Here is a 20,547-nt window from a genome sequence, read left to right on the forward strand (position 1 = left end):
TTATGAAAATCCCCTATAGCGTAAAAGAAATCATCCGCATAGCTTTAGATGAAGACATCGGCAACGGCGACATTACAACTTCCCTGCTTATTCCGGAAGACAGCGAATCAAGAGCTCTCTTAATAGCAAAGGGACAGTTCGTAGTAGCAGGAATGCCGTTTATAAAAGAAGTGTTTCTTAATCTTGATAATGCCATAAGAATTGATGTCTTGATAAATGACGGATCAACAGCAACAAAGGGAGCAGTAATAACTGAGATAACAGGAAAGACAAAAGCCATTCTCTCAGGAGAAAGAGTATGTCTTAATATCCTCCAGCGTTTATGCGGCATAGCAACACTCACCAATATGTTCGTCGAAAAAATAAAAGGACTTGATGCAAAAATTGTTGACACAAGAAAGACAACGCCCGGATTAAGATTCATGGAAAAATATGCGGTAAGATGCGGCGGCGGAAGTAATCACAGATTCGGGCTTTTTGACGGTATTCTTATTAAAGACAATCACATCGAAGCCGTGGGAAGCATTTCTAAGGCTGTAAGCATTGCAAAAAAAATGCATCACCTTGGGAAAATTGAGGTTGAAGTAGAAAATTTAAATGATCTCAAGCAGGCGGTTGATTCTGACGCTGACATTGTAATGCTGGACAACATGTCTCTGAAAGATATGAAAGATGCTGTCCGCATAGTAAAGGCATCTGGAAAACAGATACTGCTTGAGGCATCAGGCAATGTAAATCTTGACAATGTCAGGGCTATTGCAGAAACAGGAGTAGATCTAATCTCGATAGGAGCACTCACACACTCTGCTGAGGCAGCAGACATCAGTATGAAGATTGTGCAGTGAAAATTAAAGTGGTTTGTTTTAAATTTTCTAAGGGAAAAGAGCTATTGTTGCAAGACTGATCGTCTCATTAAATCCCATCATTATGTTCATGTTCTGAACCGCCTGCCCCGAAGCCCCTTTAACAAGGTTATCGATCGCAGAAACAATTATGAGAGTCTTAGTTCTGTTGTTTACAGCAAGTCCTATACTGCAGAGGTTTGTACCACGCACATCCTTTACATCAGGAAATTCCCCTTGTTCAAGAACCCTGACAAACGGCTCTTGGGCATATGCTCTTTTGTAAAAGCCTATAATTGCATCGATATTTATGTTCTTGTTGAGCCTTGCGTATATAGTGCTAAGTATTCCTCTGTCATAAGATCCAAGATGAGGCGTAAAATTAATCTTTAAATCTTTTTTAGCTATACCAGAGAGTTCCTGCTCTATCTCAGGAGTATGCCTGTGCTTTCCGATAGCATAGGCGCTGAACCCTTCATTAACCTCGCTGAATGCAAACGCTGGGTCACTGCTCCTGCCTGCGCCTGTTGTGCCTGATGTTGAATCCACTATGATTGAGTGAGGATCTATAAGCCCGGACTTGAAAGCAGGGGAGAGTCCTAGTATTGCGCTTGTAGGATAACAGCCCGGATTTGCTACAAGGGAAGCATCTTCAATCTTTGCTCTGTGTAATTCAGGAAGACCGTATATTGCCTTTTTTAGAGTTAGTGGAAATTTATGATTTGTTTTATACCATTCTTTATATGTTTTTACTGATTTGAGCCTGTAATCAGCGGATAGGTCTATTACTTTTTTATTGTTTTTGAAAAAAAAGTCTACTGCTTCCTGCGAGGTTCCGTGAGGCAAGGCCATGAAAAACAGGTCAGCTTTGTTCAGCAGTTTCTTCCTGTCAAGATTTTCGTATTTAAGATCTGTAAACCCTTTAAGATGCGGAAAAATATCTTTTACGCATTTGCCTGCGGATTTTTCTGAAGTTACAGCGGTTATTTCGACAAAAGGATGGTTCAAAAGGAGACGAATCAATTCGCCTCCTGTATATCCACTGCCTCCACAGATAGCAATTCTTAGCATAGATAAATCGTCCGTGATAGAGACATCAAATTAATGAAAAAACTATCATTAATTCCTGAGAAATTATCTCTTTGAGAACTGGAATCTCTTTCTTGCGCCCTTCTGGCCGTACTTCTTTCTTTCTTTCTCTCTAGGGTCTCTTGTAAGAAATCCTTCTTTTTTAAGCTTCAGCCTGAAGTCGCTGTCTATAGATATAAGTGCACGAGCTATTCCATGCCTTAAAGCACCAGCCTGTCCGGTAAGACCACCGCCTACAACTTTTGCAACAACATCATATTTGCCAACCATACCTGTAAGTTCAAGCGGCTGCCTTATCATCATCTGCAGTGTTTCACGCGGGAAGTATGAAGCCAAAGGCTTGTCATTTACAGTAATCTGGCCTTTGCCATGATACATGTCTACTCTTGCAATCGATGATTTCCTTCTGCCTGTGGTGTTATATTTTATTTCTGCCATTAAAAAAACTCCTTATTGTAAAGTCTCTGGTTTCTGAGCCTTATGTGGATGCTCGCTTCCCTTATAAACCTTCAATTTCTTTATAATCATCCTGCCAAGCCTGTTTTTTGGAAGCATTCCCCATACAGCGTCAATAATTACCTGCTCAGGTTTTGTGTCAAGTCTCTTTTTTAGAGGCACTGCCTTAATGCCTCCTGGATATCCGCTGTGATGATAGTAAATCTTGTCTTCAAGTTTGTTGCCTGTCACTTTAATTTTTGCCGCATTAACTACAACTACAAAATCTCCCGTATCCACATTAGGAGTGAACACAGCCTTGTTCTTGCCTCTTAGGTAATTGGCAACTTTCACTGCAAGTCTGCCAAGGATTAACTCCTTTGCATCCACAATATACCATTTTTTCTCATTATCTGTTTTCTTAGCAAATTTTGTTTTCATCTGTTCACTCACCTTCCAAAATATAATCCCTTTCTCTTTTAAAGAACTAGAGATTTTAATAGAAAATCTAGCAAATTGTCAATATGTATGATCATCTATGATAAAATCATCCTAAAAGAGTTGAAAGCATAATGTTCATATTCTTATTCTTAATCTTTTAAATCTTTATCAGTTCTATCAGCCCTATTAAAAATATGCGATAATTTTATACAATATACAAATGTCTGATAAAGCGTCGATAATAAAAGAAGCACAGAAATATCTTGCCCGCGGGCAGGTTGATAAGGCCATCATTGAATGGGAAAAACTAAGCAAAGAATTCCCTGATGGAAATACATTCAATACTATTGGAGATCTGTATCTTAAAAAAAATGACAAGTCTCACGCAGTAGAATCATTTCATAAAGCAGCCCGCTATTTCAGGAATGAAGGTTTTTCCTTAAAGGCCTTAGCTCTTTACAAAAAGATTTTAAATTTAAACCCAGCAAATACCGATGCACTTTTTGCGCTCGGCGAACTTAGTGAAGAAAAGGGAATATCAACTGATGCAATAAAATACTACCTGACATGCGCCGATATACTTTCTAAGGAAGGCAAGAAAAGTGCAATTCTAAAAACTTACGATAAAATACTTAACCTGTCTCCTTCAAATATTCCGCTAAGAACCAAAGTTGCTGAACTATTCTTAAAAGAGGGGCTTAGTGTAGAAGCAGCAAAAGAATATCTCAGCATCGCAAGACTTCACGAAGACAAAGAAGATTTCAGCAATACTGAAAAATACTTCAAAAAAACACTCGAAATAAATCCCGGCAACAAAGAGGCAATGTCCGGACTTAGCGCTCTGGCTGAGAAAACAGGCGATTCAAAAAAATCGGCAGATTATTTAAAAGATGCGCTTGAAATCTCTCCTGATGACCTTGAACTTAACCTTAAATATTCTGAACAGATGATTGCTCAGGGGAAACAATCATCTGCAATCTCATACCTTAATAAAGTGCTTCAGGCAGAACCAACAAATATTAAGGCCAGAAAACTAATGGGTGAACTTTACCTTAAAGAAGGCGACAAACAAAAAGCATGGGGAGAATACAGCAGAATAATTGATGAAATAATATTCAGCGAAAAAACTGAGGAAGCAATCGAGATACTGAATAATTTCAAAGACACAGAACCTGTTGAGTCAAGAAAAAAACTGATTCCTTTATACAAACAAAAAGGAAGTTTTGATAATGCAGTAAAAGAACTCGCAGCATTAGGAGAAATATTTCTGCTTTCAGAAAGCAGCCAGCCAAAAGATGCATTGAAATGCTATCAAGAGGCGCTTCAGATACAACCAGATAATGCTGAGATACAAGAAAAAATAGCAGACATTGAAAGCGAACTGGGGGAAAAACCCTCAGCTAAAACAGCAGCTGAAAAACCCATTGAAGAATCGCTCGCAGAGGCTGATATATTTGTAAGATATGGATTATACGAAGAAGCAAAAACTTTGCTTGAAAAATTAAAAATTTTGCATCCTGATAATATCGAAGTGCATACTAAGCTCAAATCTTTATACATCGATACAAATGACAAAGAACTTGCTGTAACTGAATGTCTGATACTTGCTGAAATCCATACGAGAAGCGGCGATACAAACTTAAGAGATGTAATATTCAAGGAAGCATATGATATAAATCCCGAAGATCCAAGACTCGTTGAGCATGCACCCAGACATGAGACTGATACATTCTCTAAAGAAAGTTTCGCAGGGAAGGGAACAACAAGGGAAATGCACCAGACATTGGAAGACTACAGCGAGGAGATGGCAGAGGCGGAATTCTATTCCAGACAGGGCCTTTATGATGAAGCGCGAGGCATATGTTATCGTCTGCAGAAAATATTCCCTGACAATAAAATAATAAAGCAAAAACTCGCGTCTCTTGACACTGCTGCAATGGAAGCTAAAGAAGAAGAAACAATCAAAGAACCAAAAAAGACGATTGAAGCCGAAAAGACTGAATCCACATTTTCTGAGATGTCCATGGAAGATATCGGCATAAACAGCATTTTTGAATCACATGAAGCATCTGAGCCAAAACTTGAGAATGATGTAAAAGATATATTTGATGAATTTAAAAAAGGCCTGGAAAAAGAATTAGGTGCAGGAGATGCAGAGACTCATTACAACCTTGGCATTGCATATAAAGAGATGGGACTTACTGAAGATGCGATAAGGGAATTTCAAATGGCTAAAAACGATCCCAAGATATCTGTATCTGCGACAAATATGCTGGGTCTCTGTTATATGACAAAGGGACTGTTTGATATGGCTGTCGAGGCATTCAGCAGTGTGATTAAAAATATAACGACAAGAGATGAGGGCTATTGGGGCGTAAAATACGATCTTGCAGAATCACATGAAAAGAATGGTAATATAAAAGAAGCGTCTGAACTATATAAAGATATCTACGGCTGGAATTCAAAGTTCAGAAATGTTTCTGAAAAGATAAATTCATTACAGACAGCGTATACAACGAATACCTCGACAAAACCAATTGTCGAGGAAAAATTAAAACTTAGAGAAGAAAAAATAAAGATAAAAGAAGAAAAAGAAAAATTGAAAGAAGAAAAACAAAAGAAAAAAAAGGAGAGAGTTTCTTATCTGTAAAACATGGACTATTTACAACACTATAATTTAAAAGAACATCCGTTTTCGAACATAGTCGATAACAGATTCTACTATAAAGGTTCCCAGCATTCCGAGGCGCTCGTAAAACTTAAGTATGCGATAACATCGAAGAAAGGCCTTGCAGTTGTAATCGGAGATATAGGCACCGGCAAAACTACTCTTGCAAGAAGACTGCTCGACGAATTGGATGAGCAGACATATGAAGCAGTTCTTCTTGTTGTAGTGCATTCAGCAGTAAGCGCTGATTGGCTCCTTAAAAAACTTGCGATCCAGCTTGGCGTAGATGATGCAAAGGAAGACAAGATCGAGATCCTGAGCAGGATTTACAAAAGACTTATCGAGATTGGAGAAGACAGCAAAACAGTCGTAATAATAATGGACGAAGTTCAGATGCTGAACTCAAAAGAGATTATGGAAGAGTTCAGAGGACTCCTGAACATGGAAATGCCGCAAGGGAAGATGGTTAATTTTATTTTTTTTGGGCTACCTGAACTGGACAATGTTCTGGCGCTTGATGAACCGTTAAGACAGCGTGTAGCTGTAAGGATAAAACTTGAGTCTCTGTCTGAAGAAGGCACAAGAGAATACATCCTGCACAGGCTTCAAGTAGCAGGCAGTTTAAGAAATCCATTTACTTCTGGAGCGCTTAAATTGATATATCAATATTCAAAAGGCGTTCCAAGAATTATAAATGCAATCTGTGACAATGCACTGCTTGACGGCTATCTTTTTAAAACAGTTTCAATCGATGAAAAAATTATAAATGCTGTTGCAGTTGATCTTGGTATTGTCAATAAATAAAAATAATATCCTTTATTTTAAGCCTTACTGTATATTTCAATAGTTTAATGCGCATCTTTGATTGATACCATATTCCATCTGTCCTGATAGGCTCTTCATAGAAAATACTCAGCTCCCTGCCTTCATTAAGTTCTATTGTTTGGGTCACTGGCAGCATTGTGCTCTTATCAACAGAAATATATTGTGAAGAATTATTTATAGTGTAAGTTCTTTCAAATTCGGCAATATTGTAGTTCTTAATGAGCCACCACATAATACTGCTTCGGAGTCCGTTTATGAGTATAAGGCTTTGGTTCTTGCTCCTCTCCGGCTTGCTGGTTATCACGCCGTTTTCTTCTTTGATCTCGCCTACGAGAAATCCCATTGAATATATTCTTAGATTTAATGTCTTCTCAGTAATTTCCGCCGCAGCCTCCCCTGACATTGTGCTGTCATCTTTTTCAAATTCAACTGAGAATATTGCTTCAACACGCTTTATTCTCTGCCGCTCAGCAAGAAGAACAGAAAGTGCAGGTTTTTCAATTTCAGGGAGTTCAATTTTTTTTGTTGCGCATGAAAGCAATGATATTGTGAACAATATAATTATGATTAATCTTATCTCTTGCATGCAATGTGAAAAAATGTTGCTTCCTTTTTATCTGATTTTTTCTATACAAGCGCCTCTAGCGCTTCTTCGACATTCTTTACGCCTATTATTTCAATGCCAAACGAATCCTTGATCCTTTCAGAATTCATCTTGGACATTATTGCCTTTTTAAACCCGATCTTTGATCCCTCTCTGATCCTCAGCTCACCATGTGCAACAGCCCTTATTTCTCCTGACAGACCTACTTCTCCAAAAACAAAAGTTTTAGGATCGATAGGCCGTTCTTTTAAAGAAGACGCGATCGTTGCTATTATGCCAAGATCTATTGCAGGCTCGATAATCTTAAGTCCGCCTACAACATTTATGAAAATATCCATTCCGCCAAGATGGCAGCCTGCTCTTTTCTCCAGTACTGCAGTAAGAAGATTTACCCTGTTATAGTCAACGCCTATACTCGTCCTTCTGGGCATCCCAAAGGTTGTTTGAGAAACAAGCGCCTGCACTTCAACCATAACCGGCCGTGTTCCTTCAATGCTTGCAACAACTGTAGAGCCTGATACATTGATCGGTCTTTCAGACAAAAATAATTCTGATGGATTTTCTATCTGAGAAAGACCATTATCTGTCATCTCAAAAACACCTATCTCATTTGTGGAACCAAATCTGTTTTTAACAGTGCGGATAATTCTGTAAGGATGTCCTCTGTCTCCCTCAAAATAAAGCACTGTATCAACTATATGCTCCAGAACTCGAGGTCCTGCTATAGCGCCTTCTTTTGTCACATGCCCAACTATAAAGATCGGGATATCAGATCTTTTTGCAAACAGCATCAGCCTTGCAGCGCACTCTCTGACCTGACTTACAGAGCCCGGGGCTGATAAAATCTCTTCTGTATACATCGTCTGGATAGAATCCACTACTATCACGCCTGGATTCAGTTTGGATGAAGAGTCTATCACGCTCTCAAGGGAGGTTTCAGGGAAGACCATTATTTTATCTGAATCGATAGATAATCTTTCTGCTCTTAGTTTTATCTGTTCTGGAGATTCTTCTCCTGAAACATAGAGGACTGTGCCGCATTTTTTAGACAAGCCTGCTATTGCTTGAATGAGTATTGTTGATTTGCCGATTCCGGGATCACCGCCTACAAGAATCACAGAGCCTGATATAACACCTCCGCCCAGAACCCTGTCTAGTTCCTTGATGCCTGTTGATATCCTGTCTTCTCTTATGCTTTCTATTGAATTAAGCGGCTGGAGCTCTGGTCTGCCCGGAGAAGATCTCCTTGATTGTTTGGCTTCTTTTCTCTCTTCAACAAGGGTATTCCATTCACCGCAATCAGGACATTTGCCAAGCCATTTCGGACTTGCATATCCACACGCTTGGCACTGATAAAAGGTTTTCGCTTTAGCCATTTACAATCTCAGTGCCTATGCCTTCTTTTGTGAATATCTCTAATAGCAGACAATGCGGAATCCTGCCGTCAACAATATGCGTTTTTTTAACACCGTTTTCAACCGCCTTTATACATGCCTGAACTTTTGGAAGCATTCCGCCTGAGATAGTGTTGTCCTCGATTAATTTTTTAATTTCTTTTTTTGAAAGAGTCGAGATTGTAACGCCCTTCTTATCTTTAATCCCTTGCACATCAGTAAGAAGAATCAGTTTTTCAGCCTTTATCTCAGAAGCAACAGCAGCTGATACATAATCAGCATTTATATTCAGGGTCTCTTCCTTCTCCCCAACACCAATTGGTGAAATAACCGGGATAAATCCTTCGTTCTTAAGACTCTGAAGCACCTCGGCATTTATACTTGCAACTTCACCAACAAGACCTATGTCTATTATCTCCTCTTCGTTTTCTTCGGACAAGACTTTTTTCATTAATTTCTTTTTTGCTTTTATGAGCTTCCCGTCTTTCCCGCTTAATCCGATTGCCTTTCCGCCGTGCTTGTTTATCATCGAAACGATTTCTTTGTTCACAAGCCCGCCAAGCACCATCTCGACAATATCCATCGTCTCTTTGTCAGTGACACGCTGGCCATGAACAAACTCGGGTTTCTTTCCCATCTTTTCCATTGTTGAACTTATCTTTGGTCCTCCTCCGTGAACAACAACAGGCCTGATGCCTATGAAGCTGAGAAGTGCTATATCCTGTGCAAAGGCGTCCTTCAAAGATTCCTCAACCTGCGCAGCGCCTCCGTATTTGATAACAACAGTCTTTCCTGAAAAATTTCTAATATATGGCAATGCCTCGATCAAAACATTCGCCTTTGTAATTATGTCCTTCATCGTTTTTTCTCCATGCATGGTATACAGACCATCCTGCTGTTCTTAATTCTTATTCTCGGCTCCATGGTCTTTTCTCCGCACCTCTGACAACTGATGCTGGGGTAAATCCTCGCCTCATCCGGCAAGTCAATCTTAATATGCTTTACCTTGAAAAGTTCTTTATCGCCTGCCTTTAAAATCGCATCTATCTTTTTTGTCTTTCGCGCATGAACTGCCTTTATTACAGCAGGTGTGTGTTCGCCCTTCATATATCTATTCCACATCTCTTTTTCTTTTTCTGTTTCAGCAGGCGAGGTCCATACAATAGAAATCCTTATAGCCTTGTGAGAAGGTCTTTTTATGAATGTATATACCTGTTTGCCGTAATCATTAAATATAAGATTCCCCTTTCCAAAAGTGCACCCTGTCATTGCCTGAACAGCATCAACAGCGCATGAATTATTCTCAACTATTGCGACAATCTCTTCATCTTCTGACTTTTTGCCAAGTTCTTTTAATGCAAGCAATGACACCCTGTATCCCAGAACAAGCCCAGGACATATATGACCGTGAAACTTTACAACTTCATTTATTTTTTTCATAGATGGATTTTATAATAAAAAAAGAATTTTTGGTAGGGATTTGATATTTGAAAAAAAATTTAGTCATGCTAAACTGAGAACATGAAAAGATATTTCTTTCTTGTTATTACTTTATTCATCCTCTTGCCTGCATGCAGGCCTGTGATCAGCAGAAATGTCATGGACATGGCAGCCTTCAATCCTTCACTTGCAGATCTCAATGCATCTTCTGCTTCTTTCAAGGGTAATTTGTTTGTCTTTGGAGGAAAAATAATCAATACCAGGCTTACCAAAGACGGTTCGCTAATAGAGGCTCTTTATGTCTCGGTCAGCTCAAAAGGATATATTAAAGATTATGACAAACAATCCCTCAGATTTTTGGCGCTTATGCCAAAAGAAAAAGGAATTCTCGATCCTCTAATATTCAAAAAAGACATGGAGATAACAATAGCTGCAATTTACAGAGGCACGAAAACAGAAAAACTCGAGGAGCTGGATTATCAATACAGTTATTTTGAGATCACAGAGATATATCTCTGGCAGGAGCAGCAATATAATTTCCGCTATGATCCTTATCCATTCTGGTTATATGATCCATGGTACTATCCACGATACCCTCGTCATTAGTTAAAAAATTTCAGTTATATTTTTTCTTCATAGTGCGTAATCAATACTCCATATCCCTCATCGGCAAGCGTCTTTGCGAGATTCTGAGCTTCTTCTTTCTGATTGAATTTCCCGATTCTGACTCTGTAATACTTTGCATCATTTATATCAGCGCTAGTCACATACACATTAGTATATTTAAATTCAAGCGCAGCCTTAAGACGTGTTGCATTAGAAAGCTCTTTAAAGGAACCGATTTGTATAGTATACGGTCCGCCCTTCCCTGATGAAGGAATATACTTAACGTATTTTACATAACGCGTATCCCTGTCAATATAATCAATCCTCACCTTGCCTGTTCCGGTGCCTATGATATCTATCTCTTTTGCACATGTATATGAAAGGTCCAGGTCTCTTCCTGCGACAAAAGGCCCTCTGTCATTTACAGTGCACTCAACAGCTTTTCCATTATTTATATTAGTCACCTTGAGTTTTGTGCCAAATGCATATTCTTTATGTGCGCATGTCTTTGCATACATATTATAAGGTTCTCCTGATGCTGTCGGCTTCCCATGAAAATCAGACCCATACCAAGAAGCAACTATATACTTTGATTCGATGGGAGCCTCTTTGGGAATTGTCTTAGGGAAACTTTCAATCGTAGAATCCTGATAAGGTTTGTACTTTACAACACATGCTGAAAGCAGTAAAAGCATTACACAAAAAAAAGTACAGCTCAATTTTCTCAATCCTGCATTTTTCATCTCTGACCTCATAGTATGTACCTGCTTAAGTCTTCGTCTTTTACTATATCGCTTAATTTGCCTTTTACATAGTCTTTGTCAATATTCAGGCTGCTGTTCTTTTTCTCAGGCGCCTCGAATGAAATATCTTCAAGAAGTTTTTCAAGCACTGTGTGCAGTCTTCTTGCTCCTATATTTTCTGTCTTCTCATTCACAACAGCCGCTATTTCTGCAATCTCCTCTATTGAATCTTTTCTAAATTCCAGATTCACATCTTCTGTTGCAAGCAATGCCGTATATTGTTTTGTAAGCGCATTATAAGGCTCTGTCAAAATTCTTATGAATTCATCCTTGCCCAAGGCATCGAGCTCAACCCTTATCGGAAATCTTCCCTGAAGTTCAGGGATCAGATCAGACGGTTTTGACATATGAAAAGCTCCTGCAGCGATAAATAATATATGTTCTGTTTTTACAGAACCGTGTTTTGTATTTACTGTCGTGCCTTCAACAACAGGAAGCAGGTCGCGCTGTACGCCTTCCCTTGACACGTCGGGTCCATTAGACTGTCCTCTGCCTGCAATCTTATCAATCTCGTCTATAAAAACTATTCCAGACTGCTGAACTCTTTCTATTGCCTCTCTCGTAACCTTATCCATATCAATAAGCCTATTTGCCTCGTCCTGTTTAAGTATGTTCAATGCCTCAGGAACTTTCATTTTTTTTCTCTTGGATCTTTCAGGCATAAGACCGCCAAGCATCTCTTTCATGTTTATCTCAAGTTCTTCCATACCTATATTCGAGATAACACCAAAAGGCATTGTTTTTTCTTTAACCTCCACATCAACATATCTGTTATCCAGCCTGTTGTCTCTTAACTGCTGCCTCAGTCTTTCTCTGGTCTCTTTGGTTTTTTCTTTATCTTCATCAGCAGGAGCAGAACCACGATTAGTGTTAATTTTTGAAGAAGGCAGCAGGAGGTCAAGGAGTTTTTCTTCTGCCATGGATTCTGCCTTTTCCTGAACTTTCTCAATATGCTCTGATTTGACCATGTTCAGAGATATTTCTGTCAGATCTCTTATCATTGATTCAACATCCCTGCCGACATAACCTACCTCTGTAAATTTTGAAGCCTCGATTTTAAGAAACGGCGCGCTGGCAAGTTTTGCAAGACGTCTTGCAATCTCTGTCTTGCCGACTCCTGTTGGTCCGATCATAATAATATTTTTAGGCAAAACCTCGTCTTTTAATTCAGGAGAAAGCTGCTGTCTTCTCCATCTGTTGCGAAGAGCTATTGCCACTGCCTTTTTCGCCTTGTTCTGCCCTATTATATATTTGTCCAGTTCTTCCACTATCTGTCTCGGGGTGAAATTCTCCATTAATACTCTCCTCAAGGATTATTTAGTTTATCTCTTCTATTGTTATGTTTGAATTTGTGTAAATGCAGATATCCGATGCAATCTTCATTGCTTTTTCAGCTATATCTTTTGCCGAAAGATTAGTATTCTCAAAGAGTGCCTTTGCAGCTGCAAGCGCAAAAGGACCGCCTGAACCTATTGCTGCAACGCCTTCCTCAGGCTCAATGACATCACCTGTGCCTGATAAAATAAATGTATGCTCCTTATCCGCTATTATCAAAAGCGCTTCGAGTCTTCTTAATACCTTGTCTGTCCTCCAGTCCTTTGCAAGCTCAACGGCAGCTCTTTTTATATTACCCCTGTATGATTCTATTTTTGCCTCGAATCGTTCGAACAAGGTAAATGCATCTGCAGTTGCGCCTGAAAATCCTGCGGCTATTTTATCGTTATACATAAGCCTTATTTTTTTTGCATTGCGCTTCAGGACTGTATTTCCCATTGTAACCTGTCCGTCTCCTGCAACTGCAACACTGCCATTACGTCTCACACAGAGTATTGTTGTTCCTCTAAACATTTTATGCTCCTTTAAACAAATAAATAGTAATTACTATTTTACAGCAAAAGATATTCAAATTTATTTAATGGATGTTTTGCTGAGCTACTTTTTCTTTTCTTTTGCGAGCGGATGGGCATTGTCATAAGTTTCCATTAAATGGGTTATATCAAGATGCGTATATTTCTGAGTTGTTGACAGAGAAGAATGACCCAGAAGCTCTTGAATAACCCTGAGGTCTGCGCCTCCCTGAAGCAAATGGCTCGCAAATGTATGCCTTAGCACATGAGGCCCTATCCTTCCGCTGATGCCGATAGCCCTTGCGTATTTTATTACTATACGTCTCACACTTCTGTCTGTCAGCCTTGTGCCGTTCCTGTTAAGGAAAAAGGAGTTGTCTCTTTTTTTAAGCAGAACTCTCTCAGTTACATATGATCTTATTGCCTCTATTGCTTTTTTTCCAACAGGCACGATTCTTTCTTTCTTCCCCTTGCCTCTGACTTTGACAAGTTCTTCCCTGAGATTCATATCCTCTATATTCAATCCAACAAGCTCGCTGACGCGCAGGCCGCTTGAATAAAGAAGCTCCAGTATTGCCCTGTCCCTTGCCTGCAGGAATCCTATTTCTTCAGGTTTTTCCACAAGCGAAAACACATCGTCCACTGAAAGAAACTTAGGAAGAATCTTCGGCAGTTTTGGAGTCGAAACAAGTTTGGCAGGATTTGTCTTAATATAGCCTTCACGATATAGAAACTTCAAAAATGACCTTACTGTTGCAAGCCTTCTGCCCACAGTTGTTTTTTTACGGCCTTCATTAATCTGTGATGCAACAAAGCCTCTGACATCACCTAAGTCTATAGCTTTAATCTCTGATTTTATATCCCTGAAAAATAGTTCGAGGTCCTCTCTGTATGCCCTGAGAGTATGTAAAGACGCTCCTCTCTCTACTTCAAGAAAGCGGAGAAATTTTTCGATATATCCTTTATTTTTATCCATGAAATATTGTAAGTCCCAAAATGCCATTATTGCAACAAGATAACGACTTATAGAACATCATCCGGCAAAATAATGCGCTATAATTAAAATAATGCTGAATTTAGCCTCGATTGATATTGGCTCGAACACACTCCGTCTCCTTATAGGAAGGATAAAAGACAATACTATCATCCGCGAAAGATGCGAGATGAAGATCACACGCCTTGCCTCAAATATTTCTTCAACAGGAATATTACAAGACGAAAACATCGAAAAATCATTGTCGGTTCTCAAGGCATTTTCACTTCTCATTTCATCTTACAATGTCCCTCACGTCAAGGCTGTAGGCACAAGCGCTTTAAGGGAAGCTGAAAATTCTGATGAATTCAGAAAAAGGGCATTGTCAGAGACAGGCATACAAATTGAAATAGTCTCAGGCAAGGAAGAAGCAGAGCTTACTGCGAAAGGTGTGTTGTTTGATATTCATGAAAATATATCCTCATTCATTCTTGACATTGGGGGCGGAAGCACGGAATGGATACTATGCAAAGGTAATTCTGCTATCAAGACAGGCACTGTATCGATCGGCGTAGTAAAACTGTTAGAAAAACATCTGAGATCAGACCCGCCATCAATAAATAATATAAATTTATTGAAGAAAGAACTAAACGACATCGCAGAAAGCATTCACTCAGAAATAAAAAATGATATTGATGACAAGACTGTTTTTATCGGCACTGCAGGCACAATAACAACTCTTGCCGCTATAGATCTGGGATTAAAAAAATACGATAGGGAAAAAGTTCATATGCACAGGATTAGTTTAAGAAGAATGAATGAGATATCAGATCATCTGCTGAGCATCCCATTATCCAGAAGAAAAAAGATTACAGGACTCGAGCCAGAAAGAGCAGACTTGATTATCCCTGGCATAGTCTTTACAATTAATATAATACAAAATTTCGGATTCAGCGAAATTATTGTTAGTGATAACGGCCTGCTTGAAGGCGCGCTAATAAAATTATCAGAAGAGGTTTACAGATAAAAAATATGAAACAGACATTCAAAAGACCCGAAAACCTTAAGAGCGCTCCTTTCAGATATTGTCCTGGATGCGGACACAGCTTAATACACAGGATCATTGCAGAATGCATAGACAAACTTAAAATCAGAGAAAAAACCATAGGCATAGCTCCAGTTGGCTGCGCTGTCTTTGCTTATGATTATTTTAATTTTGACATGATCGAGGTTGCGCACGGCAGACCTCCTGCTGCAGCAACGGCCATGAAGAGAGTTATGCCTGACAGAATAATTTATTCATATCAGGGTGACGGAGACCTTGCAGCTATTGGGACAGCTGAGATAATCCATGCAGCAAACAGAGGCGAGAACTTGACTGTATTTTTTGTTAATAATGCTATCTATGGCATGACTGGCGGACAGATGGCTCCGACAACACTCTGCGGCCAGAGAACAACAACAACACAAAAAGGAAGACAGACAACAACAGCAGGACATCCCTTGCATGTTTCAGAGTTATTAGCAACAATAGACGGCACTTCCTATGTCATAAGGACATCTGTTGATTCTTTGAAAAATCTGATTGCTACAAAGAAAGCTGTTGAAAAGGCATTCAGATATCAGATTGAGGGGAAAGGATTCAGCTTCGTTGAAATACTATCGCCATGTCCTACTAACTGGGGTGTCTCAGCAGAAGAGTCGCTTAACTGGATGCGCAAGGACATGATGACGGTTTTTCCTTTAAAAACCTTTAAGGACAAATTTGCAGAAAATAAAAAAACAGCAGGCAGCATTTAAGCAGACAAGTTTAAGCAAAAGCTGTCTACAATAAAAAATACAGGAGAAAATATTGGAACATAAAATACTTATAGCAGGATTCGGCGGTCAGGGAATCTTATTTCTCGGCAAACTGCTTGCTTACAGCGGAATGATCGAAGGCAAGGAAGTAACATGGTTTCCTTCCTACGGCGCAGAAGTGCGAGGCGGCACTGCAAACTGCACAGTCGTAATCTCTGACGAGATGATAGGCTCTCCTGTTGTAAGAGACCCCGAGATACTTCTGGTAATGAACACAGCGTCACTTAACAAATTTCAGCCGCGCCTGAAAAAAGGCGGCCAGCTGATATTCGATTCTTCCCTTATAAAAGATCCTGAACTTCGTTCAGACATCAATGTGCTTGATGTTCCGGCAAGCGACATAGCATCATCTATCGGTAGCACAAAATATGCAAACATGGTAATGCTCAGTTCTCTGCTTGCAAAAACAGGCGTGATAAAAGAGCAATCAGCAATTGCTGCACTCGAGGAAATGATCTCAGGAAAGAAAAAAGCATTTCTTGATGTAAACAAAGAGGCAATTTTAAAAGGGAGAAAGTACGTTGAAGATAAGAAAAGCATCAACAACTGATGTGAAGCAGATACAGAAACTTGTAAATGACTTTGCAAAAAAAGAAGAGATGCTTCCCCGTTCATTAAATGATCTCTACGAAAGCATACGCGACATTTTTGTCTGCGAGGAAAATAAAAAGTTAAAAGGCGTTTGCGCCTTGCATATTCTGTGGGAAGATCTTGCAGAGATACGGTCGCTTGCTGTCAGCAAGGAATCGCAGTGCAAAGGAATCGGCAACAAACTCCTAAAGACATGTCTCAAAGAAGCAAAACATCTTGGCATTAAGAGAATCTTTGCATTAACTTATCATTCCGGTTTTTTCAAAAAAAATGGATTTAAGGATATTGACAAGGCAAAACTTCCTCAGAAGATATGGGGCGACTGTCTCAGGTGCCCGCGTTTTCCTGAATGCGATGAAGATGCAGTGATATTGGAGCTATAGAATTTCCTGCGAGTTCAAATTCTTATTCTTCGGCTTTTTCTCATGAAATGATTAATGGCAATAGAGCATATTAAAAAAAGTTGCCGAATTAGTGTCGTTGCGACTCGTGCCGAGAGCTAGTACAACCGTCCCTACTTTTTTTCTTTTCTGGATCATTGGATTGATATATTTCCCCAATTTCAAAGAGAGTGATTATTTTATGTCCAGAGGCTTCCGATAATGTCATTTATATTGTGGACACCTTCTTCTATAAGAAATTTCTCTATGCCATCGATAATCTCTATGGTTGCATGAGGATTAACAAAATTTGCAGTGCCTACAGCAACTCCCCTTGCGCCTGCAATTAAAAACTCTAAAGCGTCTTGTGCGGTCATTATTCCGCCTATTCCTATTATGGGTATCTTTACAGCCTTGTGTGCCTGCCAGACCATTCTCACAGCAACAGGCCTTATCGCAGGGCCGGAAAGTCCGCCTACAACATTTGCAAGAATTGGAGTTCTTCTTCTGATGTCTATAGCCATTCCTGTAATTGTGTTTATCATGGATATTGCATCTGCGCCCGAATCTTCAGCTACTTTTGCCATCACGCATATATCTGTGACATTTGGCGTAAGTTTTACTATCAAAGGAAGTTTTGTTGTTTTTCTTACAGAGCTGACAGCCTTTCCCATAACTTTAGGGTCCGTGCCAAAGATTATCCATCCTGCCTTTTTGTTGGGACATGATATATTCATCTCGAGCGCATGAACTCCGTCAGCGCTGCTCAAAGCCTCTGCTGATTTTTTGAATTCATCAATGCTGTCTCCAAAAAAATTTGTTATAACAGGTGTCTTGAATTTTCTGAGAAACGGCAGTTTTTCTTTTATGAATGCCTCGGTTCCGATGTTCTGAAGCCCTATTGCATTGAGCATCCCTGCCGGGGTTTCCACAATTCTTGGAACCGGGTTGCCTTCTCTTGGGGTATAAGAAAGGCCTTTTACTATGATTGCGCCGAGCCTATTTAAATCAATGAATTCAGAGTATTCCGCTCCGTATCCAAATGTACCTGACGCAGTCATTACCGGATTTTTGAGTTTTAATCCGCCGATGTTTACACTTAAGTCAACGGTTGATGAATTTTTATTATTCCCAAATAATTTCATGAATAGAAAATACCGGTCCTTCCCTGCAGACTCTTTTATAATTGTGTTTTGTTTTTATCACACACCCAAGGCAGGCTCCGATTCCGCATGCCATGTTTTCCTCTGCTGAAATATATCCTGCAATTTTTTTATTAACAGCAACTTCTGCAACAGCTCTCAACATAGGCAGAGGTCCGCATACATATATGACAAGAGATTCCATTGAACCCTGAGAGTCTAAAAATTTATTCAGGATATCAATAACAGTGCCTTTTTCACCTTCAGAACCGTCATCCGTGCTTATAAATAATTCCTTTGCAAAATTTCTAATCTCATCCTTCATTACTAGTTCATCTTTATTTCTTCCCCCATAAAATACATAGGCTTTTTTATCCAGCTTTTCAGCCAATGAAAAGATTGAAGCAACCCCTACTCCTCCAGCGATTAGCAAGGGAATTTGTTTTTCAGAAGGCAGAGGATAACCATTGCCCAATGGGCCGATAATGCTGATGTTTGTTCCTTCTCTCATCTTCTGAAGTTTTTCTGTGCCTTTGCCTTTAATCCTGTAAAGGAACTGCAGTTCATTATTAATTTTTCTGAATATGCTGAGCGGTCGTTTTAGCAGCGGGTCGTATGAGGAAGATACTTCAAGCATATAAAACTGTCCCGGGACCGGATTTTCCGAAGTGTCTTTTATATATAAAGCCAAAAGATTATTAGAGCCGTTAATGCGGCTGTTTTCTTTTATAGTAGCTGTAAGATATTTATTCAAAAGTTATCTCTAATATCTCGTATTCTATTGTTCTTGCTGGAGCCTTCATTACAGCTGTATCTCCAACTTCTTTGCCAAGCAATGCCCTTCCTACAGGAGAACTTATGGATATTTTACCTTTTTTAACATCTGCCTCGTCTACCCCAACAAGAACGAAAAAATATTCTTCTCCTGAATCTGTATCAAGCACCTTGACCTTTGCGCCAAAAGCAACTTTTGATTGATTGATCTTTGAAGGGTCGATAACCTCAGCGGCTGAGAGCTTTGCCTGAAGCTCCTGTATCCTGCCTTCCATAAAAGACTGTTTTTCTCTTGCAGCATGGTATTCTGCATTTTCTGAAAGGTCGCCGTGCGCACGCGCCTCTGCTATTGCCTTTATGTTTTTGGGCCTGTCAGCTTTAATCAGCCTGTCTAATTCTTCCTGAAGTTTTTTGTGACCTTCAGGAGTCATTGGAACTCTCTTTGTCATGAATCTCCTTTTTCTCGTTTTTATAATTTAACACTTTTCAGTTCGATTTTTCAAAAATATTAAAACAGATTTCTCACATAGACATAAAATTAATTAATAATGTAATATGTGAAACAATGTCAAAGATATTAATCGGGCTCATATCAGCAACAGAAGCAGAATCAAAAATAATTATCAAGAGATTAGGGAAAACAAGATTCAGGAACTTTTATGCAGGTAAAATCAGGAGCGCCAGAGTTATTCATGCTGTATCAGGAATAGGCAAGACCAATGCATCCCACACAACAGCGCTCTTAATAGAGAGATTCTCTCCGGATATGATAATTAACTTCGGGATCGGAGGCGCATTCCCTTATTCAGGGTTGAGTATCGGGGATATTGCAGTTGCAAGCAAAGAAATATACGGAGATGAAGGGATATTGATGAAGACAGGCTTTGAGACTGCTGATTCAATAGGAATTCCTTTTGTTAAAAAAAACTCCAAGGCTTTTTACAATGAATTCCCATTAGACAAGGAAATGGTAAAGAATGCTCTTAAGTCTTTAAAAAAATTGTTATTACCTGAAAAAACAAAAACCGGAGCATTTCTTACAATGTCTTCGATAACAGGCACTCTTAAACGGGCAAAGGAGCTTGAAAAGAGATTTAATGTTATATGCGAAAACATGGAAGGCGCTGCAATTGCGCAAGTCTGTGTTATTTATGGCATACCCATGCTTGAGATAAGAGGTATAAGCAATATTGCCGGCGATATAGATAAAAACAGATGGAATATTAAACGAGCCTCTGAAAACTGCCAGAAGATTTTAATCGGATAAATTCAAAATACAGAATAAAAAAACTATTTCTTTTTTGGAAATAGTCCTTTTATGTCTTTTATTGTGCCTTTTATTTTTTCAGGCGCAAGATTCTTGGTCCCTTGTTCCAGTATCTTTTTGGTCAATGCTTCTTTTATATCATGCTTAATATTGCTAAATTCTCCCCATATATTGAATTGAAGATCGATCGATCCCTTTTGTTTGACAAGGTCGAGAACTAGAGGAGCAGACACCCCCATAAAACTGCCCTTACTTTTCACATCAAGGTCAGAGATCTTCACAGTGCAAGGCGTTTTATTAAGATACATATTGTTTATGTCAAACTTGGAATTAAGATCAAATTTACCTTTATTAATATCAGCAGTGTTCTCTATATATTTTTTGAAAAGTGTTATATCAATGTCTTTTAGTGACAGGTTTCCGTTAAATTTTCTAGTAAGAATATTTCCTTTTGAATCTACCTTACAGGCTCCGCTTGAAGGAAGTTTCGCAGAAATATCGGCCGTGGTCTCGCCTGATTCATTGCTCTTTGCTTTCACAAAAAGTTCAGTAATATCAAGGCTAAC

At 39.2% G+C, this 20,547-nt stretch carries 24 protein-coding genes; 9 read left to right on the top strand and 15 right to left on the bottom strand.

Annotated elements, in window-relative coordinates:
* Nucleotides 1-2 precede the first annotated feature (2 nt).
* Nucleotides 3-845, top strand: a complete 843-nt coding sequence (gene nadC, locus LLF28_03755) for a carboxylating nicotinate-nucleotide diphosphorylase (GenBank protein ID MCE5194557.1) — start codon at nt 3-5, stop codon at nt 843-845.
* 27 nt (nt 846-872) lie between these two features.
* Here nadC and argC read toward each other — a convergent pair whose 3' ends face one another.
* From argC to rplM, 3 genes are all read right to left on the bottom strand, one after another.
* Nucleotides 873-1,913, bottom strand: coding sequence for an N-acetyl-gamma-glutamyl-phosphate reductase (gene argC / locus LLF28_03760; protein MCE5194558.1), 1,041 nt, complete (start codon nt 1,911-1,913; stop codon nt 873-875).
* A 63-nt stretch (nt 1,914-1,976) separates the two neighbouring features.
* Entirely contained in the window at nt 1,977-2,369 is a 393-nt protein-coding gene (gene rpsI, locus LLF28_03765; protein MCE5194559.1) for a 30S ribosomal protein S9, read from the bottom strand.
* 12 nt (nt 2,370-2,381) lie between these two features.
* Nucleotides 2,382-2,807: a 50S ribosomal protein L13 gene (rplM, locus tag LLF28_03770; GenBank protein ID MCE5194560.1), complete on the bottom strand. Its 426-nt coding sequence runs from the start codon at nt 2,805-2,807 to the stop codon at nt 2,382-2,384.
* 220 nt (nt 2,808-3,027) lie between these two features.
* On the opposite strand from rplM, the gene LLF28_03775 reads away from it, so the two are divergent.
* Entirely contained in the window at nt 3,028-5,457 is a 2,430-nt protein-coding gene (locus tag LLF28_03775; protein ID MCE5194561.1) for a tetratricopeptide repeat protein, read from the top strand.
* A 3-nt stretch (nt 5,458-5,460) separates the two neighbouring features.
* A complete protein-coding gene (locus LLF28_03780; protein ID MCE5194562.1) occupies nt 5,461-6,279 on the top strand; it encodes an AAA family ATPase in 819 nt (272 codons plus the stop codon).
* Here the strand turns inward: LLF28_03780 and LLF28_03785 are convergent.
* The 4 genes from LLF28_03785 to LLF28_03800 are packed head-to-tail and all read right to left on the bottom strand — an operon-like array spanning nt 6,269 to nt 9,738.
* The gene (locus LLF28_03785; GenBank protein ID MCE5194563.1) at nt 6,269-6,886 is read right to left on the bottom strand and encodes a hypothetical protein; all 618 of its coding nucleotides are present in this window, start codon (nt 6,884-6,886) and stop codon (nt 6,269-6,271) included. The genes LLF28_03780 and LLF28_03785 overlap by 11 nt on opposite strands.
* A gap of 41 nt (nt 6,887-6,927) precedes the next feature.
* Complete coding sequence (gene radA, locus LLF28_03790; protein MCE5194564.1) at nt 6,928-8,280, bottom strand: DNA repair protein RadA; 1,353 nt, start codon at nt 8,278-8,280, stop codon at nt 6,928-6,930.
* Nucleotides 8,273-9,175, bottom strand: coding sequence for an acetylglutamate kinase (gene argB / locus LLF28_03795; GenBank protein ID MCE5194565.1), 903 nt, complete (start codon nt 9,173-9,175; stop codon nt 8,273-8,275). Before argB ends, radA begins: the two co-directional genes overlap by 8 nt.
* Entirely contained in the window at nt 9,154-9,738 is a 585-nt protein-coding gene (locus tag LLF28_03800) for an FmdE family protein (protein ID MCE5194566.1), read from the bottom strand. The genes argB and LLF28_03800 overlap by 22 nt, the downstream gene beginning before the upstream one ends.
* Nucleotides 9,739-9,819: 81 nt before the next feature.
* On the opposite strand from LLF28_03800, the gene LLF28_03805 reads away from it, so the two are divergent.
* Nucleotides 9,820-10,344, top strand: coding sequence for a Slp family lipoprotein (locus tag LLF28_03805; protein MCE5194567.1), 525 nt, complete (start codon nt 9,820-9,822; stop codon nt 10,342-10,344).
* 14 nt (nt 10,345-10,358) lie between these two features.
* Here LLF28_03805 and LLF28_03810 read toward each other — a convergent pair whose 3' ends face one another.
* The 4 genes from LLF28_03810 to xerC form a co-directional block, all read right to left on the bottom strand.
* Nucleotides 10,359-11,099 carry a septal ring lytic transglycosylase RlpA family protein gene (locus LLF28_03810; GenBank protein ID MCE5194568.1) on the bottom strand — a complete coding sequence of 247 codons (741 nt, stop codon included), beginning with the start codon at nt 11,097-11,099 and terminating at the stop codon, nt 10,359-10,361.
* Nucleotides 11,096-12,442 (bottom strand): ATP-dependent protease ATPase subunit HslU, encoded by a 1,347-nt coding sequence (gene hslU, locus LLF28_03815; GenBank protein ID MCE5194569.1) that lies wholly within the window; start codon nt 12,440-12,442, stop codon nt 11,096-11,098. Before hslU ends, LLF28_03810 begins: the two co-directional genes overlap by 4 nt.
* 22 nt (nt 12,443-12,464) lie before the next feature.
* Complete coding sequence (gene hslV, locus LLF28_03820; protein MCE5194570.1) at nt 12,465-12,995, bottom strand: ATP-dependent protease subunit HslV; 531 nt, start codon at nt 12,993-12,995, stop codon at nt 12,465-12,467.
* An 84-nt stretch (nt 12,996-13,079) separates the two neighbouring features.
* Nucleotides 13,080-13,970 (bottom strand): tyrosine recombinase XerC, encoded by an 891-nt coding sequence (gene xerC, locus LLF28_03825; GenBank protein MCE5194571.1) that lies wholly within the window; start codon nt 13,968-13,970, stop codon nt 13,080-13,082.
* A gap of 91 nt (nt 13,971-14,061) precedes the next feature.
* Here xerC and LLF28_03830 point away from each other — a divergent pair, with 91 nt between their 5' ends.
* The 4 genes from LLF28_03830 to LLF28_03845 are packed head-to-tail and all read left to right on the top strand — an operon-like array spanning nt 14,062 to nt 16,801.
* The gene (locus LLF28_03830; protein MCE5194572.1) at nt 14,062-14,994 is read left to right on the top strand and encodes a Ppx/GppA family phosphatase; all 933 of its coding nucleotides are present in this window, start codon (nt 14,062-14,064) and stop codon (nt 14,992-14,994) included.
* Between the two features lie 5 nt (nt 14,995-14,999).
* Nucleotides 15,000-15,767: a thiamine pyrophosphate-dependent enzyme gene (locus LLF28_03835; GenBank protein MCE5194573.1), complete on the top strand. Its 768-nt coding sequence runs from the start codon at nt 15,000-15,002 to the stop codon at nt 15,765-15,767.
* 52 nt (nt 15,768-15,819) lie between these two features.
* The gene (locus LLF28_03840; protein MCE5194574.1) at nt 15,820-16,377 is read left to right on the top strand and encodes a 2-oxoacid:acceptor oxidoreductase family protein; all 558 of its coding nucleotides are present in this window, start codon (nt 15,820-15,822) and stop codon (nt 16,375-16,377) included.
* Entirely contained in the window at nt 16,349-16,801 is a 453-nt protein-coding gene (locus LLF28_03845) for an N-acetyltransferase (protein ID MCE5194575.1), read from the top strand. The genes LLF28_03840 and LLF28_03845 overlap by 29 nt, the downstream gene beginning before the upstream one ends.
* 197 nt (nt 16,802-16,998) lie before the next feature.
* Here the strand turns inward: LLF28_03845 and LLF28_03850 are convergent, their stop codons facing one another.
* The 3 genes from LLF28_03850 to greA are packed head-to-tail and all read right to left on the bottom strand — an operon-like array spanning nt 16,999 to nt 19,163.
* Entirely contained in the window at nt 16,999-17,943 is a 945-nt protein-coding gene (locus LLF28_03850) for a dihydroorotate dehydrogenase (protein ID MCE5194576.1), read from the bottom strand.
* Nucleotides 17,924-18,694, bottom strand: coding sequence for a dihydroorotate dehydrogenase electron transfer subunit (locus LLF28_03855; GenBank protein ID MCE5194577.1), 771 nt, complete (start codon nt 18,692-18,694; stop codon nt 17,924-17,926). Before LLF28_03855 ends, LLF28_03850 begins: the two co-directional genes overlap by 20 nt.
* Complete coding sequence (greA, locus tag LLF28_03860) at nt 18,687-19,163, bottom strand: transcription elongation factor GreA (GenBank protein ID MCE5194578.1); 477 nt, start codon at nt 19,161-19,163, stop codon at nt 18,687-18,689. Before greA ends, LLF28_03855 begins: the two co-directional genes overlap by 8 nt.
* Before the next feature lie 116 nt (nt 19,164-19,279).
* Here greA and mqnB point away from each other — a divergent pair, with 116 nt between their 5' ends.
* Nucleotides 19,280-19,981 carry a futalosine hydrolase gene (mqnB, locus tag LLF28_03865; protein ID MCE5194579.1) on the top strand — a complete coding sequence of 234 codons (702 nt, stop codon included), beginning with the start codon at nt 19,280-19,282 and terminating at the stop codon, nt 19,979-19,981.
* A gap of 23 nt (nt 19,982-20,004) precedes the next feature.
* Here the strand turns inward: mqnB and LLF28_03870 are convergent.
* Nucleotides 20,005-20,547, bottom strand: a 543-nt coding sequence (locus LLF28_03870; GenBank protein MCE5194580.1) for a DUF748 domain-containing protein, incomplete at its 5' end; no start/stop codon positions are given.

The organism is Nitrospiraceae bacterium, from assembly GCA_021373015.1.
GTDB lineage: Bacteria > Nitrospirota > Thermodesulfovibrionia > Thermodesulfovibrionales > UBA1546 > JAJFTJ01.

Bases quoted from the DNA above. Each gene is read 5' to 3' on its own strand.
- nadC (MCE5194557.1), top strand. From the start codon at position 3: ATGAAAATCCCCTATAGCGTAAAAGAAATCATCCGCATAGCTTTAGAT.
- argC (MCE5194558.1), bottom strand. From the start codon at position 1,913: ATGCTAAGAATTGCTATCTGTGGAGGCAGTGGATATACAGGAGGCGAA.
- rpsI (MCE5194559.1), bottom strand. From the start codon at position 2,369: ATGGCAGAAATAAAATATAACACCACAGGCAGAAGGAAATCATCGATT.
- rplM (MCE5194560.1), bottom strand. From the start codon at position 2,807: ATGAAAACAAAATTTGCTAAGAAAACAGATAATGAGAAAAAATGGTAT.
- LLF28_03775 (MCE5194561.1), top strand. From the start codon at position 3,028: ATGTCTGATAAAGCGTCGATAATAAAAGAAGCACAGAAATATCTTGCC.
- LLF28_03780 (MCE5194562.1), top strand. From the start codon at position 5,461: ATGGACTATTTACAACACTATAATTTAAAAGAACATCCGTTTTCGAAC.
- LLF28_03785 (MCE5194563.1), bottom strand. From the start codon at position 6,886: ATGCAAGAGATAAGATTAATCATAATTATATTGTTCACAATATCATTG.
- radA (MCE5194564.1), bottom strand. From the start codon at position 8,280: ATGGCTAAAGCGAAAACCTTTTATCAGTGCCAAGCGTGTGGATATGCA.
- argB (MCE5194565.1), bottom strand. From the start codon at position 9,175: ATGCATGGAGAAAAAACGATGAAGGACATAATTACAAAGGCGAATGTT.
- LLF28_03800 (MCE5194566.1), bottom strand. From the start codon at position 9,738: ATGAAAAAAATAAATGAAGTTGTAAAGTTTCACGGTCATATATGTCCT.
- LLF28_03805 (MCE5194567.1), top strand. From the start codon at position 9,820: ATGAAAAGATATTTCTTTCTTGTTATTACTTTATTCATCCTCTTGCCT.
- LLF28_03810 (MCE5194568.1), bottom strand. From the start codon at position 11,099: ATGAGGTCAGAGATGAAAAATGCAGGATTGAGAAAATTGAGCTGTACT.
- hslU (MCE5194569.1), bottom strand. From the start codon at position 12,442: ATGGAGAATTTCACCCCGAGACAGATAGTGGAAGAACTGGACAAATAT.
- hslV (MCE5194570.1), bottom strand. From the start codon at position 12,995: ATGTTTAGAGGAACAACAATACTCTGTGTGAGACGTAATGGCAGTGTT.
- xerC (MCE5194571.1), bottom strand. From the start codon at position 13,970: ATGGATAAAAATAAAGGATATATCGAAAAATTTCTCCGCTTTCTTGAA.
- LLF28_03830 (MCE5194572.1), top strand. From the start codon at position 14,062: ATGCTGAATTTAGCCTCGATTGATATTGGCTCGAACACACTCCGTCTC.
- LLF28_03835 (MCE5194573.1), top strand. From the start codon at position 15,000: ATGAAACAGACATTCAAAAGACCCGAAAACCTTAAGAGCGCTCCTTTC.
- LLF28_03850 (MCE5194576.1), bottom strand. From the start codon at position 17,943: ATGAAATTATTTGGGAATAATAAAAATTCATCAACCGTTGACTTAAGT.
- greA (MCE5194578.1), bottom strand. From the start codon at position 19,163: ATGACAAAGAGAGTTCCAATGACTCCTGAAGGTCACAAAAAACTTCAG.
- mqnB (MCE5194579.1), top strand. From the start codon at position 19,280: ATGTCAAAGATATTAATCGGGCTCATATCAGCAACAGAAGCAGAATCA.